Annotated in this window: 17 protein-coding genes; 8 read left to right on the plus strand and 9 right to left on the minus strand. The window is 45.1% G+C overall.

All coding sequences use genetic code 11. The annotated features are described in order from the left end of the window. Positions 1 to 25: 25 nt before the first annotated feature. The 6 genes from RH46_RS08465 to RH46_RS08490 all read right to left on the minus strand — a co-directional run bounded on the left by RH46_RS08465 (position 26) and on the right by RH46_RS08490 (position 7,383). Positions 26 to 2,119 (minus strand): TonB-dependent siderophore receptor, encoded by a 2,094-nt coding sequence (locus tag RH46_RS08465; RefSeq protein ID WP_006878996.1) that lies wholly within the window; start codon positions 2,117 to 2,119, stop codon positions 26 to 28. 205 nt (positions 2,120 to 2,324) lie between these two features. Beyond that, on the minus strand, positions 2,325 to 3,704 hold the full coding sequence (locus tag RH46_RS08470) for a sensor histidine kinase (RefSeq protein WP_006878998.1): 1,380 nt from the start codon (positions 3,702 to 3,704) through the stop codon (positions 2,325 to 2,327). Positions 3,705 to 3,709: 5 nt separating this feature from the next. Continuing rightward, the gene (locus RH46_RS08475; RefSeq protein WP_006879000.1) at positions 3,710 to 4,375 is read right to left on the minus strand and encodes a response regulator transcription factor; all 666 of its coding nucleotides are present in this window, start codon (positions 4,373 to 4,375) and stop codon (positions 3,710 to 3,712) included. A 107-nt stretch (positions 4,376 to 4,482) separates the two neighbouring features. After that, positions 4,483 to 5,244: an MBL fold metallo-hydrolase gene (locus tag RH46_RS08480; RefSeq protein WP_006879001.1), complete on the minus strand. Its 762-nt coding sequence runs from the start codon at positions 5,242 to 5,244 to the stop codon at positions 4,483 to 4,485. 180 nt (positions 5,245 to 5,424) lie between these two features. Further along, positions 5,425 to 6,387 carry a lactate/malate family dehydrogenase gene (locus tag RH46_RS08485; protein WP_006879004.1) on the minus strand — a complete coding sequence of 321 codons (963 nt, stop codon included), beginning with the start codon at positions 6,385 to 6,387 and terminating at the stop codon, positions 5,425 to 5,427. 123 nt (positions 6,388 to 6,510) lie between these two features. Beyond that, on the minus strand, positions 6,511 to 7,383 hold the full coding sequence (locus RH46_RS08490; RefSeq protein WP_006879005.1) for a DMT family transporter: 873 nt from the start codon (positions 7,381 to 7,383) through the stop codon (positions 6,511 to 6,513). A gap of 396 nt (positions 7,384 to 7,779) precedes the next feature. Between RH46_RS08490 and RH46_RS08500 the strand changes: the two genes are divergently transcribed. The 3 genes from RH46_RS08500 to RH46_RS08510 all read left to right on the plus strand — a co-directional run bounded on the left by RH46_RS08500 (position 7,780) and on the right by RH46_RS08510 (position 10,449). Then, positions 7,780 to 8,496: a glycerophosphodiester phosphodiesterase family protein gene (locus RH46_RS08500; protein WP_006879006.1), complete on the plus strand. Its 717-nt coding sequence runs from the start codon at positions 7,780 to 7,782 to the stop codon at positions 8,494 to 8,496. Positions 8,497 to 8,752: 256 nt separating this feature from the next. Next, the gene (locus tag RH46_RS08505) at positions 8,753 to 9,142 is read left to right on the plus strand and encodes a SulA-like leucine-rich domain-containing protein (RefSeq protein WP_006879007.1); all 390 of its coding nucleotides are present in this window, start codon (positions 8,753 to 8,755) and stop codon (positions 9,140 to 9,142) included. Positions 9,143 to 9,345: 203 nt separating this feature from the next. Then, on the plus strand, positions 9,346 to 10,449 hold the full coding sequence (locus RH46_RS08510; protein WP_006879008.1) for a phosphoribosylaminoimidazolesuccinocarboxamide synthase: 1,104 nt from the start codon (positions 9,346 to 9,348) through the stop codon (positions 10,447 to 10,449). 69 nt (positions 10,450 to 10,518) lie between these two features. On the opposite strand, the gene RH46_RS08515 is transcribed toward RH46_RS08510, so the two are convergent. Beyond that, on the minus strand, positions 10,519 to 11,025 hold the full coding sequence (locus tag RH46_RS08515) for an EF-hand domain-containing protein (protein ID WP_006879009.1): 507 nt from the start codon (positions 11,023 to 11,025) through the stop codon (positions 10,519 to 10,521). 133 nt (positions 11,026 to 11,158) lie between these two features. Between RH46_RS08515 and RH46_RS08520 the strand changes: the two genes are divergently transcribed. From RH46_RS08520 to RH46_RS08535, 4 genes are all read left to right on the plus strand, one after another. Then, entirely contained in the window at positions 11,159 to 12,073 is a 915-nt protein-coding gene (locus tag RH46_RS08520) for a LysR family transcriptional regulator (protein WP_006879010.1), read from the plus strand. A gap of 442 nt (positions 12,074 to 12,515) precedes the next feature. Next, a complete protein-coding gene (locus RH46_RS08525; protein ID WP_006879011.1) occupies positions 12,516 to 12,938 on the plus strand; it encodes a hypothetical protein in 423 nt (140 codons plus the stop codon). Positions 12,939 to 13,162: 224 nt separating this feature from the next. Beyond that, complete coding sequence (locus RH46_RS08530) at positions 13,163 to 14,689, plus strand: FAD-dependent oxidoreductase (RefSeq protein WP_006879012.1); 1,527 nt, start codon at positions 13,163 to 13,165, stop codon at positions 14,687 to 14,689. Beyond that, positions 14,676 to 15,464: a hypothetical protein gene (locus RH46_RS08535; RefSeq protein ID WP_006879013.1), complete on the plus strand. Its 789-nt coding sequence runs from the start codon at positions 14,676 to 14,678 to the stop codon at positions 15,462 to 15,464. The genes RH46_RS08530 and RH46_RS08535 overlap by 14 nt, the downstream gene beginning before the upstream one ends. Before the next feature lie 199 nt (positions 15,465 to 15,663). On the opposite strand, the gene RH46_RS08540 is transcribed toward RH46_RS08535, so the two are convergent. Beyond that, the gene (locus RH46_RS08540) at positions 15,664 to 16,446 is read right to left on the minus strand and encodes a potassium channel family protein (RefSeq protein ID WP_006879014.1); all 783 of its coding nucleotides are present in this window, start codon (positions 16,444 to 16,446) and stop codon (positions 15,664 to 15,666) included. 28 nt (positions 16,447 to 16,474) lie between these two features. Beyond that, positions 16,475 to 17,689, minus strand: coding sequence for a low temperature requirement protein A (locus tag RH46_RS08545; RefSeq protein ID WP_006879015.1), 1,215 nt, complete (start codon positions 17,687 to 17,689; stop codon positions 16,475 to 16,477). A 303-nt stretch (positions 17,690 to 17,992) separates the two neighbouring features. On the opposite strand from RH46_RS08545, the gene RH46_RS08550 reads away from it, so the two are divergent. Continuing rightward, the gene (locus RH46_RS08550; protein WP_006879016.1) at positions 17,993 to 18,577 is read left to right on the plus strand and encodes an NAD(P)H-dependent oxidoreductase; all 585 of its coding nucleotides are present in this window, start codon (positions 17,993 to 17,995) and stop codon (positions 18,575 to 18,577) included. Positions 18,578 to 18,579 lie beyond the last annotated feature (2 nt).

The following is an 18,579-nucleotide window of genomic DNA, read 5'->3' on the forward strand; positions in this document are numbered from 1 at the left end:
ATAACAAAGTAGTAATCAAACGCGATTAGTACTTAATTTGTAGCGTTGCCATATAGTTACGGCCTTCACCAACGACAACACCTTCTGCATAGTTATTGCCTGATGACGTAGAGCCACCACCTGCCAGATAATCAGTATCGAACAGGTTCTCTACGCTTAGACGAGCAACCATATCAAGGTTAGCGTCATACTTGTAGGTATATGCTAGTCCCATATCGACACGAGTATAACCTTCTTTCTTGAAAGTGTTGGCTTCATCGCCGTAACGAGAGCCCTGATAGATTACACCCAGATTAACATCAATTTCGTTTGTCGCTGCATAACTTGACCACACGCTCGCTGCAAACTCAGGAACGTCTACTGGTCTGTTACCTGCATAGGTCTCGTGCTGAGTAATTTCCGCATCCAGGTACATAGCAGAACCTGACAGCGACAATTTCTCTGTCACAGAGCCTTGTGCAGTCAACTCTGCACCACGGTGCTGCTGTTCGCCTTCCTGACTCTTGATGTAGTTGCCGGAGTTGTTTGCATCTTCAACGTCCATAGCAACGTTCTGTTGGGTAATATCAAACAATGCACCTGACACAAACAGCGCCTGATCAAACAGCTCCCACTTAGTACCTACTTCATATGAGACACCCGTTGCAGCATCAAGTAGCTCGCCATCATTGGTGTAAGTACGTTTACCGCTTGAAACCACACCCTGAGGCTCAAAGCTTTCTGAGTAAGAAGCGTAAATGCTGCCATTATCGGCTGGGTGGAAAATCACACCGAGTTTAGGAGCGACATTCTCTTCTGCCACACCGTTGGCGACTTTACGGTCAAAGCGCAGACCCGCTAGTAGTTGCCACTGTTCATTGAGTGTCATCAGGTCCTGAGCGTAGAAACCCCATGTGTCATAACTAGAGTGGCTGACTTTGTCACTACCACTGTAGCTTGGCACACCAACACTTTCACCCGGAGCCACGTCCTGACTGTTGAATCCTTTCTGATTGCGGTCATAGCTGTAACCCAGCCAGTTTGAACCAAGCAATAACTGGTGTGTCATGCCTGCCAGTTCCAGGTTGCCGACCAGATCAACATGACCCGTTCTGAAGCGCCACTTGTCATGGCGGTTGTTGCCGCCGTGGGCCACAGTGCCGTTGCTATCAAGGTTGTCAAAATCCGGGTAGCTTTCGATATCAACACGTTCGAAATCCTGATAGTTAAAGCCGGCATTTAAAGACCAAACGTCGGTAAGGTGAGCATTAACATTGAAGCCAACGTTTTCTACATCGTTCTCGATTTGTGACCATTGAGCATCCCAGATGTGCTCTTTACCGCGAACAGCCTGACCATCTAGTGTGTAGAGCGCACCAGAATCAACACTGCCTTTGTCATTGGTTTTATCGTAATGCATTGACAGGGTCACGTCTTCGTTGATGTCGTAGTCGACAAACAGACCCGCAACAAGACGTTCAGTCTGCGGTTTTGAACCATCTGAATAGGTTCTCCACGAGCTTGTACTCTCTTTAGCAACGATAGTACGAGCGCGCAGTGTCTGGTCATCATTAAGTGCGCCGCTGACATCAACCGTTGTGCGCGAATGATCGTTTGAGCCCAAATCCTGACTGACATTTACCTGAGTATCAAATGTTGGCTTCTTGGTCACCATATTAACCAGACCACCCGGTGCAGAAACACCGTATAGCAGACCAGAAGGACCTTTAACAACTTCAACTCGCTCTAATAGTTCAACAGGCTGACGGTAGTGAGACCAATGTTGATTACCATCACGCAGGAAACCAGATGAGCTTTCAACTTCAAAACCGCGCAGTGAAAAACGTTCTCGGTTACGACCTGTTCCGCCAGCACTAACACTTGCATCGTTCTTTAGTACTTCACCAAGGCTACTTGCCCTTTGTTCTTCAATAAGTTGCTCACCGATAACGGCAACCTGTCCTGCTGTCTCTAACTGGCTAACCTCCATTCGCATGGCTGTTGAGTTAGTCTCTGCCTGATAGCCGTAATCACGACCCTCTACAACCATGTGTTCATCGGTATCTACACTTTGAGCGTATAGCGCCGGTGCCGTTAATGTCGCACCGATAACAAGTGCCAAGCGACTTTTTGTGAACATGTTTTTCTCCGCAAGTTTTGATCAGAACTATCCAGTTCTGCTTAGTCATTTTTAACGAAGCGGAATATAAGTGATAACCAATATCATTTGCATTAAATTTACAATCTTTGCATTGAGAGTTTAATCAGTAACCAATCAGGGACTTTAAAACGCAAAAAGCGAGTGCCATCAGACACTCGCTTTATGATTTTTGTTGTCAGTCAACTCATCGATTTATCGGCAGAACCAGTTGGACACAAAGCCCTCCACTGGTTTGGTTAGACGCGATAACCTTGCCATTAAGCAAACTCATCGCCTCTTTGACGATCGCCAGGCCTAACCCATATCCACCCTGCTGCTTGTCCCGAGAAGACTCCAGGCGGGTAAATGGTCTGAAGATCTCCTCTATATGCTTTTGCGCGATTCCCGGGCCATTATCACTGACTTCAATCACGACATAGTCAAGATTAGCTGACGTATGGCTTACAGACAGACGAATCTCAGCACATTCCCCTGCATATTTGATGCTATTGGTAAGCAGATTATTCAGGCAGCGCAGCACCAATCGTTGGTCTGTCACCACCATAGGTAAGTCTTTTTGATACTCAACCTCAATGTTTTGCTGATGACGTAACTGAAGGCGGCTTTGTTCAATCTGGCTTGATAACAAACTTTCAAGACAGACAGGCTTATAGCTAGCTTCATAACGGGAGTTTTCTAGTCGGCTATATTCAAGAATTTCACCGACCAGCGAGTCCATCTCGTCTACTTCTCTCTCCAGTCGTTCAATCAAAGGCAATTGCGATTGTTCTGATTTGGAGCGAAGTAAATGCAGCGCAAGATTCTGTCTCGCCAATGGTGTTCGTAGCTCATGAGAGACATCACGAATCAGGCTACGTTGACGTTGCGCCAGAGAGTGTATCTCTTTGGTCATATCATCAAAGTCACGGGCGAGGTCATTGAACTCTCGGGTGTTTGACTTCAGCTCAGTCACAACACTGACATTAAAATCCCCCGATGCCAGTCTGCGACTCGACTCTCTCAGGCGATCAAGTGGTCTTTGTAGCTTTCTCGCCAAAATCAGAGAAAACAGTGCCAGCATGGCTATCACTATCAGTACTTTACTAATCGCAAAATAGACGATGAATCTATGTGCTGGATGGACTTCGCTCGGCAGTTGCACCACTAGCGTATTGCCCTCAATCAGGCGCACACCAATAAGCGGCTTGCTAACCCTGTCATTAAGCGGCCCGTCTAGTTCACGAAGAAAACGCAACTTGAACTCAAAGTGTGGGTGCATCTGTCGGTGGGATAATGGTTTGTTTTCGCGATTGAGGACAAATAAGTAGTAAGGTTGCGCGTTGCCCCAATCGGCAAGCTCATCCATATCGCCCTCTTCAATCAACACATTTGCCTGATCAGCCAGCGACTGAATGTGTTGCTTTATCTGAGGTGGGACCTTAAGCAGTGCTTTTACTAATGCCTGCTCAGCAACAGCCTGTAGAAGCAGTATTGAAACAATAACTGCCGTCATATGACTAAACAGTTGAAATACCAGACTGTCTTTACGTTTAGCGATGCTTCTGGGCCAGGTAAAGTTTAACATTGCGCTCAGCCTGTGTTTGCGACGAAGCTATATCCCTTGCCTCTCACCGTTTTGATGTGTTGTTTTGACAGCCCTGCTTCAACAAACTTACGTCTTAGGTTGCTGATGTGCATATCCAGATTGCGATCAAATGGACTCAGCTCTTTTTTAAGCACCTGAATTTGTAGCTCGGCTTTCGATACCACTACCCCTTCGTTTTTGATTAGGTAACCCAGTAGGTCCGATTCCGTACCAGTCAAAGGTAAGTGAGAAGAGTCAAATGTATTATTATCTTGCGAGACACGGCAATTAGCCTGACGTTGTTTTTCTAAACCGACACGGCGAAAGATCGCTTTAATACGTGTGAGTAGTTCCGGAACCTTAAACGGTTTAGCAATGTATTGGTCAGCACCAGACTGATAACCATCCAGAATCGACTCTTCATCGTTTAATGCGGTAAGCATAAGGATTGGCGTGGCAAAACGTTGACAGATTTTACGTGCTACCTGCATGCCATTCAGCTTAGGTAACATCACATCCAGTAGCACCAAATCAACGGTTTTCTTTTCCAGATATTTAAGTGCACTTTCACCACAGTGAACGCACTCGACCAGATACCCCTCGGCTTCAAGTACATCTAACAACAGGTGACACAGTTCGATATCATCATCGACCACTAAAATTCGCGACATGAGAATGACATTACAATTGAAAAGGGTTCGCATTCTAAACTAACCCCTGAATGATGACAATCAAACTCACTCGCTAGCAAGCTATTTAAATCACGCTAATGACAAATTTAACGATATTTGAACATAGTGGTGACAAGGCTTCTAAGCTTAACCTTAGTCGTGCGCCAGTGAGTCGTTGGCGTTCTCGGCGCTGTACTCAGTAAGTGATGAAACACCGGCTCGGTGAGCTCAACCTGCCCGCCATGAGCCACCAGCAACACTTTAGGCTGAAGATTGTAAACACGCTTGATTGACGCTTTGTACTTGTTGGGATGAAAAACCGGAAAGGGAGAAATTAAGTGCTTTTTTACCTCTACCATAAGGTCTGCGACATATAAGATGCCCTGCTCTTCGTGATGCAACGAGAGATCCCTGTCCGTGTGACCAGGAGTTTCCAGCACTTTCCAGTCTTCAAAGCCCGGGATCGCCTCACCATCTGACAATTCAATATCGGCGTTCAGTTTACGCGAATACCACAAATTACGACGCGGTTTGTTTTTGCGGTTTGCTACCCAGCGAGCCAGAGCAATATCGCTTAAATGCATAATGAAACCACTCGCGCCGCCATACCAGTGACTGTCCCGCTTAGCTGACACTATCTTGCAGCCAGTAAGAGTACGTAACTTATGCGCGGCGCCAGCATGGTCTGGGTGCATATGGGTAACCACCACAGCGGCCAAATCACTAAAAGGGCGCTGTAGCTCGTGAGTAATGTAATGCCTCAGATAAGAGATATCAGCTCTCGATGCACCGTCAAGTAACATCAGCTTTTGGTTATATTCTGCGAGATAGATTTTCTGGATATAGCCGTCAAGCGCGTGGATTTTCATAACACCGAATGTAAATTAACAATTAATTTACATTTAACTTAACAGGCTTTGAGTCATTTTAAAGAGTATTCACTCTAATCTGTGAAGTAACAATCTCTGCAAGTATCAGGCTATAAAAACAAAAGCGCGACCGTATGGCCGCGCTTGATGTCGATGCAAGTTGAGTCAGACAGAGTCAAACTACACCTTATTCATTGCCAAGCCTGTAATATCAGCCACCTGCTCTACTACCGTATTCACTTGCTGAGCAATCATCTGCAAAGTTGCTGTCTCTTCTTCACTAAATGGATGTTGAAGAATCGCTTCAGCACCATTTTTGCCCACCACTGTCGGTAAACTGAGTACCACATCCTTAAGGCCATACTCACCACGAAGCAAAGTCGCGACTGGCAGAACAGAACGCTCGTCGATCATGATTGCCTGAATGATACGAAACACACTGGCAGAGATGCCATGAGTCGTGTTTTGTTTACGTCTAAAGATCTCGTAACCCGCCTGCTTAACTGAATCTAATAATTCATCAGCACAGATTCGTTCGATATGGTGAGTGTCACAGTAATAGTCAGCTGGCTGGCCAGCGATAGAAATCAGGCTTTTAGGCGTAAAGCAGTGGCTACCATGTTCGCCCAGAACATAACCAAACACATTCTTAGGGTCGAGGTTGACTCGGTTGGCGACAATACTCATTAAACGAGCCGTATCAATGACACAACCACTGCTAATCACTCGTGAGCGAGGGTAGTTAGTATTTGTCGCGATAAAATGAGCCACCACATCACAAGGATTGCTCACTACAATCAGGGTTGCGTTAGGCGCGACACGCTCAACCTCTTTTGCAATTTGAACCCCGATACGGCTATTGATTTCAGCCAGATCAATACGGGTCTGTCCCTGCTTGATCTGAGCACCTGCAGTGATAACAACAATATCTGCACCGATCAGAGATAAGTAGTCATCGGTTGGTACCAGGTGAGTGTTTTTTGAAAATGTTAAAGCGGCCGTGTGCCTAAAATCAAAGACCTCGCCTTCTGCGCGCTGTAAGTCTTTATCAAGCAGTACAAGTTCACTGACACTTCCCAGCGTCAGAAGGTAGTTGCATACCCCTACTCCGACAGAACCTGCACCAATCACACCGATTTTCATTTATCTTTCCTTGTTAGATTCATCCTATAACTGTGGATTGTACTAACATTTTCATCAACAAGGCTAATTTAATTTTGCCTTCAAAATAAATATCGGAGTATCTATCTAGTTTCCCCGCGTTATTTAGTGACGACGCTTTAACAGTCGTCCATCGGTGCGGTAGAAAATCAGGGCGGTGAGAATCAGACCACAACCGATCAGCTTATTGCCGGATAACTGTTCTCCATACCAAACGATGCTCAGCACCACAGTCCAAATCGGCTCAAACAACATAATTAAAGCCGCATTTGCCGGGTTGCACCCCTTTTGACCTAAGGTTTGCATTACGTACCTTAAACTGGTCGCCAGTAATGCGCTTAGCGCGAACCACCCCCATATCGAGGCATCAACACTGGTCGGAAAGGTTTCAAACAGTGCAGACGCGATCAGGGCAATTACACCTGTTACAAACAGTTGAATGCAGGTTAATAGCAACACGGGCACTTTGCGCGCCAGCTTACTGTTAACATTAAAATGCAAAGCGAGCAGACAAGCGTTAGCCAGAAACCATAGCTGCCCGGCTGAACTGTTCCAGCCATTGGTTAACGATAGCATAGCCAATCCCGCTACAGCGATAGGCATAGAAAACCAGAAAGCTCGTTTAGGTCGGTCCTGATATAAAATCCAGGCGATAATCGGCACAATTATCATCGACAAACTAACGATAAACGCCCCCTCACCGAGGGTTTCACTTATCGAGATAGCATAAACCCAGCTAAGCAGTGCAAGGGATAAAATAACCCCGCCGCCCATTGCCTGACCTAATAACGCCACAGTCAGCTCACGGAAACGCTTTATACATAGCGGCAGCAGACAAATAGAAGCGACTAGAAAGCGTAAGCCGACGAAGCCAAATGGCGGTAGACCCTGAATGGTCTCTTTAGAAAAAATCCAGCCCAGACCGGCCAGTGCAGTGGTTGCAAATAATATCCAGCCAGCTTTGTGTTCAGCATTCAAATTGAGATTCTCTTTGTCATTATTTTTCGTCCGATACTGGCAGATTTGTTAATCAGAAGCTATCAATTATCGATTCATATAACCAAGTTAGTCATATACCCAAGTGACCTCAAGATGTAGGATTCAGAGCGTTGTCACTGATTCAAGTTCAAGGAAAACAACGCCGCGTAAGAGTAAGCTCTTTCCAAGTTGTTTGACGATGAAATTGCTTCAGTGACACGCTCCCAAAGGGCGAGCTGCCTTGGCTCGCAAGCTTTGTTAACAATTTTTGATGTAGAACCACTAGATCTTCAAATTGTTGCCTCGCCTGCAAACCAAGCCATTCTCGCTGAACCTAGCATCTAGAGGTTATTTGGGTATATTCTATCGCTCTGATGTCATTGAGGAATATTAACTATGATCATTGTTGGCCATCGCGGCGTTGCAGGAAATTTCCCTGAAAACACTCGCTGCAGTGTTGAAGCGGCGATTGAATTGGGTTTGGAGTGGGTTGAAGTTGATATTCAGCCAACCAAAGATAATCACTTGGTTGTTTGTCACGACCACACTATCAACCGGTGTAGTAACGGCAAAGGTCGTATTGATCACTACACCTTAGACCAACTCAAGCAGTTCGACTTTGGCGCTAAATTCGATGCTAAATACGCCAACCAATCAATAATGACCTTGAGTGAATTGCTCTCCCTTGCAGAGGATAACCAACTTAAATTAAACCTCGAAGTGAAAGTGGACCGTCATCACGATCCAATGGCTGTCGTTCAGTTACTCGACGAGCAGCTTAAACAGAGTGGTACCAATAGTGACGACATCATCATTTCTAGTTTTAGCCCTCAGGTGATCCGCAACGTTAATCACCTGATGCCTCAATTCAGGCTTGCAGTTCTGTGTGAAAGAGTAACAAGCAAAATTGAGAATTTACTTAAGGAAGTGTCGGCATTTAGCTGCAACGCTAACTACAAATGGCTTAGTCAAACCAGGATAACTCAGTTACATCAGCAAGGTTATCAGGTTTGGAGTTACACAATTAATAACCCAAACGATCTTCGTCACCTACCCGATCTGGATGGTATTTTTAGCGACTATCCACAGCGATTTCTAACTCTCGCAGACTAGCCATACCTGTACAGTAATACTGTTCACTACTGGATAACCCTCTATCCAGTAGTGCGCCTGCTCACATTTTTTATCTAATCCCTCACGACCACGGCACCCAGCTCAAATCAAATATAACCAACACAATCAATAACTTAAACTCACAACCATAAATCTAAGCCATTTAAATCGTTTAAATTTCCCACAAAAAAGCTTGCTTATCCGAACGATAAAAACTACTGTATAACCATACAGCATGTATAAAGGAACAGTAATTATGATTCAGGCACACACTCAGGCGTTTTCAAAATACAATGTTCTTGCTCAACCTACGCAGCCAATGAACATCGATAACACGACATTAAGTCGCCTCGCTGGTCTTTCTAATCAGAAGCAGTGGATACTGTTTACTGCTGAGTGCCCTCGCCCGAATTATGATCAGTTCGCTTCTGGTCAGGTTAGCTGCAAAAAGATTATCCAGATGAAACCTTCGCAAACTCAATCAGAATTTGAGATTGTCATTAAAGCAATTCAATCAGGCAATGCCAGTGCTGTCGTTGCATCCAACAATATTTCTCCTGTAGAGCAAAGTTTGCTTCGTGACCACGCTCTTCAGTATCAGTGTGAAGTCTTTTTCGTTGAGGGCAGAGTTAACCAGTATCACTAACAAGCTCAACGAATACACTGTCAATTGCCCCTCTTTTAGAGGGGTTCTTTTTTATCTGCCTAGCACATTTAGTACTTCTCAATAAAAAATTAAGCAAACGTTTGCTTTTTCTCTGGCAGCGTAAAATAGTTCTGGTATGATGCGTTGGAAATCGGCTGCCAATGCAGGCAGTCGCCCACCTTGCTTAAGATAGGAATGTCGAAATGAGTCTCGCTGATCAAGTTCTTGCCGTAAACGATGATCTTCCAATTCGTACTGATAAACCCGTTCACAGTGGCAAAGTCCGTTCAGTCTACTGGCTGACAGAAGAAGACAGTAAACGCCTAATCAAAGAAAAAGGTTACGATGTTGCCCCTGATGCCCCTCTTGCCATCATGGTAATTAGCGATCGCATCTCTGCATTTGACTGTATCTGGCATGCTGAAGGTGGGCTTAAAGGCGTACCTGGTAAAGGCGCTGCCCTTAACGCGATTTCAAACCACTGGTTTAAATTATTTAAAGAGAATGGTCTTGCAGATAGTCATATCCTTGATATTCCGCACCCATTCGTCTGGATCGTTCAAAAAGCCAAACCAATTATGATTGAGGCGATCTGCCGTCAATACATCACCGGTTCTATGTGGCGTGCCTACGAAAAAGGTGAACGTGAGTTCTGTGGTATTCAAATGCCTGAAGGCCTTGAAAAAGACAAGCCTCTTCCTGAATTGCTCATGACACCGTCAACCAAAGGCATTCTTAAAGGAATCCCGGGGGTACCAGAAGCGGATGACGTCAACATCACGCGTAAAAATATCGAAGACAACTTCTCTGCATTTAACTTCTCTAAAGCTGGTGACATTGAGCTTTATGAAAAACTACTGCGTGAAGGGTTCGTGGTTATCAGCAATGCTCTGGCTGAAGTGGACCAGATTTTTGTCGATACCAAGTTTGAATTTGGTTACGTAGAAGACGCTGCAGGCAACGAAAAACTTATCTACATGGATGAAGTGGGTACACCAGATTCATCACGTATTTGGGATGAAGAAGAGTACAACCAAGGAAGAATTGTTGAAAATTCGAAAGAAGGTTTCCGTCAGTTCCTACTCAACCACTTCCCTGATCCAGACATTTTGCTCAACAAAGAGCGCATGGATGAACGTGAAGCACTAGCACGCGATAATGAATTGCCGCTGGATGCACTGCTGGATATCTCTAACACTTACCTGAACATCGCGGCAAAAATTACTGGCCAAGAGATCAAGCTGAGCGAGAATCCGAAACAGGAAATTATCGATATTCTGTCTCGTGACTACGGGCTAATCGATTAATCTAGACAGAACGATTAAGCCCCGGCCAGTGAATACTCGCCGGGGCTTTTGTCTCTTAGATTTCAGGTGCTACTTATCTTTACCCTTACCACCTTTATTACTGTTACCGCCGCCACGATTGCCGCCACCTTTGTTACTATTACCGCTGTTACCGCTACTGCTGCTGCCTTTATTGCTGTTGCTATTACCTTTGCCACGCGATGCAGCCACTCCTTCTACGTCGTCTTCACGATTCAGAAGCTCACCAGTGCCATTGCCCGGATTTGAATACTTAGCATGAGCATTAAGCTCTTCTTCAGTTACAAATCCATCTCTATCTTTATCAAATGACGCGAAGGCACTCAGTCCGCCCTCATCAGATTCCTCTTCCTCTTCTTCATCATCTTCCGTGGTGCCTCTATACGCATTGAACTCTTCAAGAGATATTTGGCCATCACCATCGGTATCAATGACACTCAGCTCCGGAGGAGTTTTGGTTCGATTATCATCGTCACCAACTTCTTCCTCTTCTTCAGCGTAAATATTAAAACTAAGCAGTGCCAACAGCACCGCAGCCCATGCCAGTCCCTTAAACATATCGTCTTCTCCTACCGCGTCCCCTGATACTATTTTAGTTTACGCAGACTTTTCTGCGTGATTTTCACTGGCTGCTATCAATTGAACACGTTAAGCGTTATAAATAGCCACTCGCGTCACCACTGGGATCAAAATGGACTACATCGCTCTCTCCCGAATTAGCTTAAAACACCTTACCGTTCTGCATGTCTTACTCAGCACACATAGTGTTACCAGCGCAGCTAATGTGTTGTGCGTGACGCCATCGAGTGTGAGTAAAACGTTAAGTCAACTCAGGTCGCAGCTTAATGACGAACTGTTTTACCGAGATAGCGGTCAACTGGTACCGACGCCTTTCGCTTTGAGTATCGCTGTTGAAATTCATAAAATTCTTTCCAGTATGAATGGCATTCTCCATCAAGGGGAGTTCCATCCGCAGCAGTTTGAGGGAACCATATCGCTCTCAATGCGTGAAAGCACGTTTGAACTGTTTGCGGCTAAGATTGCGGCGATCTCTGGTCAACTGGCGAATGCGCGAAGCATCAATATCTTTGCCAAAGAGCAACTCAGTTTTGATGCCTTAAATCGGGGCCAGGTCGATTTCATGATCTTGCCGCACGATATCAGCCAACCGCCAACCCGCAGTAGAGACTTGGTCTGGCAGCAAATCGCGGCCGATGAAATGATCTGTCTGATGAGCGCTGACCACCCACTGGCTGATAGACCTCTTTCCATCGATGGCTACCTCGCCTATCAGCATATTGGTATCTTAGATAAAGACTTATCCGAACCCTATTTTGAGCAGAATCTGACTCAACAACACGGTTCGCGAAAGATTGCAGTCTCAGTTGCAGATTTTGGCGCAGCGGCGGTTCTGTGCCATCACACAGATTACTTACTGACATGTTCTAAGATGTGGGCAGAAAATGCCCTCCAGGCGCAAAGCTTGGTAAGCAAACCTCTACCATTCGAGTATGGCAAAGTCGCCTACAGCCTGGTTTGGAATCAGGCAAGCCTGAACGATCCAGCACTGAGTTGGCTGCATAGTCAGCTAATCAGTATTGAATAGCTAGTTATAGGCAAAAATTGTCAGATTAAAGGACACACACCTTAGTTTACTTGTTCAAGTCTGGGGGAATGTAATGGTGTCTGTCCCTACTATTCCTTCTATTTTTGGTCCCTTCTATTTCTATTCGGATTCAGATCAACACCCTGCATGAGAGAGCCCCAAAGCTCACGTTAAACACAGAATACTCACTGACCGCTCCATCCAGTGCGCACTATACAAAGCGAGAGTTCTGCTCAATAACACAAGGAAGAAGAATACAAAAACAACCAAGCCGAGTACGGTAAAACATCACTGCACCATATCTTTTTAATAAGCAACCATACGCTTAATAAATAATATGTGACACTCTGCCAAAATAAATAAACATGATATTCATTCTCATTTATGGCTGATATACATTCCGATTTGGGAATGTTCCCAAATTAAAAGAATAGGAAGTATCATGAAAACGATAAAATTGCTTGGCCTACTGACACTTATTGCATCATCTGTTGCCTCTGCAAACACAGTCATTACTTTTCCCGGGGAAGATGAGTCGGTGTCAAACACACCAATAACTTTCCCAACGTCTTCAAAAACACCAATCACTTTTTACAATGGCTATACCATTAAAGATGGGATTTTCCGTTCAGAAGTAAACACATGTGTTGTTGAAGTCGATAATCCTGAATATGAAGCAAAACTTATTTGGGAAGGAAAAACGCCGAAGCTGCTTATCGTCGGTAACACCGACCCATTCCCATGTCGCGCAGGCTTTACCGAGCCTATGGAAGTTGACCTAAGCGCATTTTTACAAAGCACTCCAACGCATATCTTTCAATATTTGGAGGTAGCGAACCGTGTAAATATGCAGCGTAGCTTCTAACCATCACACTAACACCTACCAATCAACCGCCAGATCTTCGGATCTGGCGATTTGCATAGAGTCTCCGATCCAGCGTAAGTCTTTAGCCATCGCTCCAGGCTTAGATTGAGAGAAACCAAATGAGCGAGTGACTGATCCATTTCATATAAAGCTTGGAATTATATGCCACTTCACCGCCACTACAGACAGGGATGAACAGCGCAACACACATCACCGAGATTACAATGAATAACAAATCAAACACTCCCCCACACATTGCGATATTAGGGGCCGGAATTTCAGGTTTAGCGGCTGCACACGAATGTATTAAGAAAGGTTATCGCGTCACGGTTTACGATAAAATGCCCTCTACCGGAGGAAAGTGCATTGGCACGGTCCATCACGGCAAGGTGCATGAGCTTACACATCGACAGCTCTTCGCCAAAAACGTCCATCTCCTGTCGTTCCTACAAGAAATACCGACAGAAAATGGCACTTGCTTTGACTTCGTCTACCCCCAACAAAAAGTACAGTTTCACTGGGGCCAATCTGATAAAACAATGCAGTTTAAACGCGGCTATTTTTCACAGATAGACAAGCTTATCGACGACATGAAATCTGCCTATGCCATGCACTACGCAGGGGTTCCACTAAGTGATATTTATTGGTTCAAAACACGTTTGCAGAATTTACCCGACGATACTGAGTTACTCAAAACACCGCTTGAGCGCTATTTCGAGTTCAAGCAAAGACCAAAATTAGCTGCATTTTTACGCCCTGTCCTGCTTGGTTGGATCGGCGCAACGGACAACAGCCCTGCCCTCTCTGTTTTGGATTTGCTCAACAACAAAGAGGGGCCATTTCACTCCGATGCACCCAATGCTTACAGCTTGGGCTATCGACGCCCGATCTCAGAATCAGTGATAAATCCATTAACCGAACATTTACGCCAACAGTCGGTTCAGTTTAGGTTCGACTGTGAGATAGAGCGACTGATAAAAGATACTGGACAAGATAAGGTTTCCTATGCGCTTTCCAGCCAAGATGAAGTGATTGAGGCTGACTATTTTATCTTGGCGCTGCCGATTCATGTCACCCAATCGCTGCTTTCCGCTACCTCAGTGCAGTTCAGTTACCGATACGTTCTTAGCCACGGTTTTCAGTTTCACTTCACCACTTTGCCCGATAGATTGCGCGATAAAACCGTCGGTATTGTCATCGATTCACCGTGGGGCTTAAGTTATCATCTGACGCAACCAGAGCCAAACGGACTGTACTGCCTCTCCGTCACAGCCACCGACCTCAATATCGCTGTGGGCCCTGCATTTAACAAGCCGTTGCTCGCCTGCACACCACAACAGATTGAACAAGAGATCGTTACTCAGATTTTTGGTAATAGCGCGTTACTCAGCGCGTCTGGATATCAGGGTTTTCATGTCGGGCCTGGCTTATATTGGAAGGAAAAACACGCCGATGAGGCAACGTCGAGTCGATTCAGCGGTCCTACTGTCATCAGCGAAAACGGAGTGGCGCACTATTGGGTTGCCGATCACGCGCTAACCCATCCCGACGCTAACTGCCAAATTCCTATTGAGCTCGAAGGCTACCAAAACGTCTTGTTAGCGGGAGAATATCTGACTGATCCGCGCCAAACCTGGCGAGTTCCAGTAACTATGGAACGATGTGTAGAAACCGCCAAACTGTCGGTGGAATCACTAGAAAAACGCATTGCCGTCCATCGCAAAGAGGAGCCTTACCATGACGATGCGTAATCACCTTTCTGCGCTTTTGTTTTTCCTGTTGGCTTTGATCTATTTCAGCGGCTTCTACCAAGCAGTACAGTCATCGGCGATTTCCGCGGTGATCTTAACGCTGTTACTACCTGTGTTATTTTGGCCCTTAGTCAAACCGGTTGATAACCAAGCAGAAATCACTCGGATACTGCTTTTAGAAAGTGGCTTCAATCTGCTTTGTGTCGTCGCCCTACTTCATCTGCTTCCTTTAGAGCAGATGGATAAAGCGTTTATGGTGTTTTTTGCTTTACAGGCAGGTGGATTTTTATTGGTCCAGAGGCGCAAGAAAGCGTGGTTATCTTTCTCTGTCTCTTTGTGTTTGTCTATTGTCATCTTGGTATGGATCAGCCAAGGGGAGCAAACCCAAGTGCTCGACTCTGGGCAATTGCAGTTGTTTGGTACAGCGGTGCCGTGGCAATTAAAGGCGATTTACACCCTTTGGTTACTGCAATTATTGTTGGTCGAGTATCGTTATATTTTGCCTAAAGTGACCATACTGCTGGCTCATTTGGCCTCGCTGACCATTGCGCTGCAGGCAGAGGATTTCTTCCACGCTCGCATTGTCACCGCCAGCCATTTCTTGTTTTTGAGTCTCTGTTTTGATTTCAAAAACCGAAATTGGGGAGGCAGTGACTTTGCCACGCTACCATCCCTGGCCGCCCTTCAAAAGCCCAATATTGCCAAGTGGATTAACTACACCTGCCTAGGCTTGGCGCTGTTGTTCGCTTTGCTCGCTCTTTTAAACCTACGATGATTTATTCTCACTCACAGCAGACGCGCTGATGAAGTGGGCGAAAAGCTCGGACTGGAGATTGGGGTGTTTGGCTCACCCCATTATCTATGAGAGAGGCTTCGTTTGACTCATTACTGTACAAAAATGAGTTACGAAAAATTGAATATTAACAACTCATGAATAACTACAAGTATGGTAAGTCTAGCCGCAAAATAGCAGACTACTCATTTCTTTCAGTTTGCTTTATTAGTATTGATTTCAATTCCCGAACCTCTGCTTTGAGCTCATGCACCTCTTCTAAGATCTGAACCTCCATCTTACGCTCGTTAGAAGTGTCCATGATCCACGAGGCGAGAACCGCGGTAAAGCTACCAAACATACCAACGCCAGTCGTGATTAAAACAATGGCAACAATGCGCCCTTCTAGAGTCACAGGGAAAAAGTCACCGTATCCAACCGTCGTGATGGTGACGAATGTCCACCAAAACGCATCACCAGCGGTGTGAATATTGGCACCCGGCATGTCCTTCTCAAGATAGAGAATATAAATCGAACCAAACACCATCATCATCAATGAAGTGACCACCATAAAATGCAGTGACGTCGACGCTTTGTTCTCATTGATTGCATGAGAAATCATAGAGATAGATTTGATTGCACGGATTAGGCGAAATACACGAATCAAACGAGCAAACTGGTTCATCTCCATTAACGGAATACAAGAGATAAGGTCAAGCCAGCCCCATTTCATATATTCAAGCTTTGACGACGCTGCACGATACTGCTGCACAAAGTCGATAAAGAAGATCACGCAGATAAAGGTATCTACGTAAATCAATATCTGAAGAATTTCAGGCGGTAACTTAAAGATAAGTTCAACGGTTAATGAGACCACAACAAACAAAGACAGTAGTAAGACTGCCAATTGAAAGCTTGTGATTTGTTCCGGTACTTTTGGTCGATACATAATGGCAATCCAGTGAACCGCAAAGTAGGCTGCCATGCGGTTCAAGCAAAAGGGCTTAATCGAGCTATTGCCCGGCTTCTTGCTTAGCTTCTTGAGTCAGTTTTTTAAATGCGGTTCTCACAGGAATGAGGATCTGAGAGAACAGTGCGGCTCCCCATACGACATTGGCTACAATGGAAGGAACAAACGACACAATAGCAAGCGTCAAGAAGCAAAGTGCAATACCGATATAACGAACTTTCGCTGTTGCAAAACGGTGAGCAGTGCGAAGTTCAATAACGTTTTGAATCTGAAGCAAGTAGTACAGGTATGTCGCCAAGCCTAAACAACCAATCAACGCATATTTGAATGGGTATTGATCCATAAAGCTAATCTTCACTTCCGCTGACAGCGCAACACCTATCATGACAGCAGAAAGCATCAAGAACAGGTGAGCAACCGTCCACTTGATGAATGTTTTCGGCTCATTATCACGCGGCTTGCCATTACCAACAAAATCAAAATAGATCCAACATAAAACGAAAATAGAGAGACCACCAAACGTGTAATTAACAAACACATCGCCAACCACATCATCGATGCCCTTTTCTGCAAGAGTAATGACAAGCTTAAAAAAGCCCTCACCAGCAACGATAAGTAGTAGCAGTGCAAAACGTTCCGCCATGTGGCCAAAGCGCGGTAAGAATCGCTTGCTGTAAAATACACCAACTTTTGGCGCGACATACAACGCAGCTAAAACCCCCATCCCGGCAGCAAAGACCATGTAGCTATATGGTGCAGGAAGAAACGCACTAATAAAGAAGATGACTGAGCCAATGGCAAAGTTTCGTGACATGCGACTTGGTAGACAAGCCTCACTATCTTCGACCGTTTTAGCCCTGAAAAAGAGCAGTGACATAATCGCTCGGTTTATCGCGTAACCTATAGCAAAGTAAGCCCAACCAGCACCATCAATATGCACTATCGCTGATGACATGATCATAATGGTGATAATCTGCGCCGCCATAATGTAGCGGTGCTGGACATCGGTGCTGACATAAATGGAGTTAAAAAGGCTTAAGTCAAACCAGGCAACCCAGATCACGGTAAACAGTGCAGCAAAAATGGCAAAACCACCAAAGCCAAGATGATGACTTAAGAAGTTCCCAAGAACAAAAATCGATACCACATGGGCTAAATCGTAAAAAAGCTCAATCCAATGCACATGATCATTGCTGCTATCTGCATCAAGATGATGTTTTGGTTTACGCCACAATGGGTGTTTCTTGGCCAGATCCATATAGTTACGTCCTTTACAAAATCACTACGCTAAGCCGCATGTCTGTTCAGTATGGTAACCCCACCAATAATTTCAATTAGTATACTTTTGGTAACCTTTGACCGCCTACCCACTCATATCTCCACTCCAATCTAAAAAATTAAAGCTTTATTAAACATAGACTTAATCACAATTCAATCGAACTTCATGGTGGTTACTAAAAGTTAACTAATTGCACTAGAAATGTAGGTAACCATAATAAACCGCAAGACAGCGAAATCATTATTCGCTCTGTAAACATCCAAATATTGAAGGGTTAATATCATGAGTAACGTTCTAATCATTAACGCACACGAGCCATCTCCATTTTCTGAAGGCAAACTCAATGCGGCTTTAGTAGAGAAAGCTCGCACCCAGTTAGAATCAAAGGGTCACGAAGTTCACGTTGTCACAATGCAAGATGACATCGTAGTTGACGAGCAATTGGCGAACTTTGAGTGGGCAGACCGAGTAATACTTCAATCGCCTGTCAACTGGATGACGATTCCGTGGTCTTTCAAAAAGTACATGGATGATGTCTTCACGGCGGGGATGGGGGGTGCGCTGTGTGCCTTTGATGGTAGAACGCCAGAAGAACCAAAGAAAAACTATGGAACAGGCGGTACTCGTACCAACACGAAATACATGCTTTCTTTCACATTCAATGCGCCAGAAGAGTCATTTAATGATGAGAGCGAATACCTATTCCAAGGTCGCAGTGTTGATGACTTGATGTTCCACATGCACGCCAACTTCCGCTTCTTTGGCATGTCTGCACTGCCAACCTTTGCTTGTTACGACGTTATGAAAAACGCGGACATTGAGAACGACTTTGCTCGCTTTGAAGCGCACCTAGACGCGCACTTTTGAGG

Origin of the sequence: Vibrio brasiliensis LMG 20546, from assembly GCF_000189255.1 — a bacterium.
In the GTDB taxonomy this organism is placed as follows: Bacteria; Pseudomonadota; Gammaproteobacteria; order Enterobacterales; family Vibrionaceae; genus Vibrio; species Vibrio brasiliensis.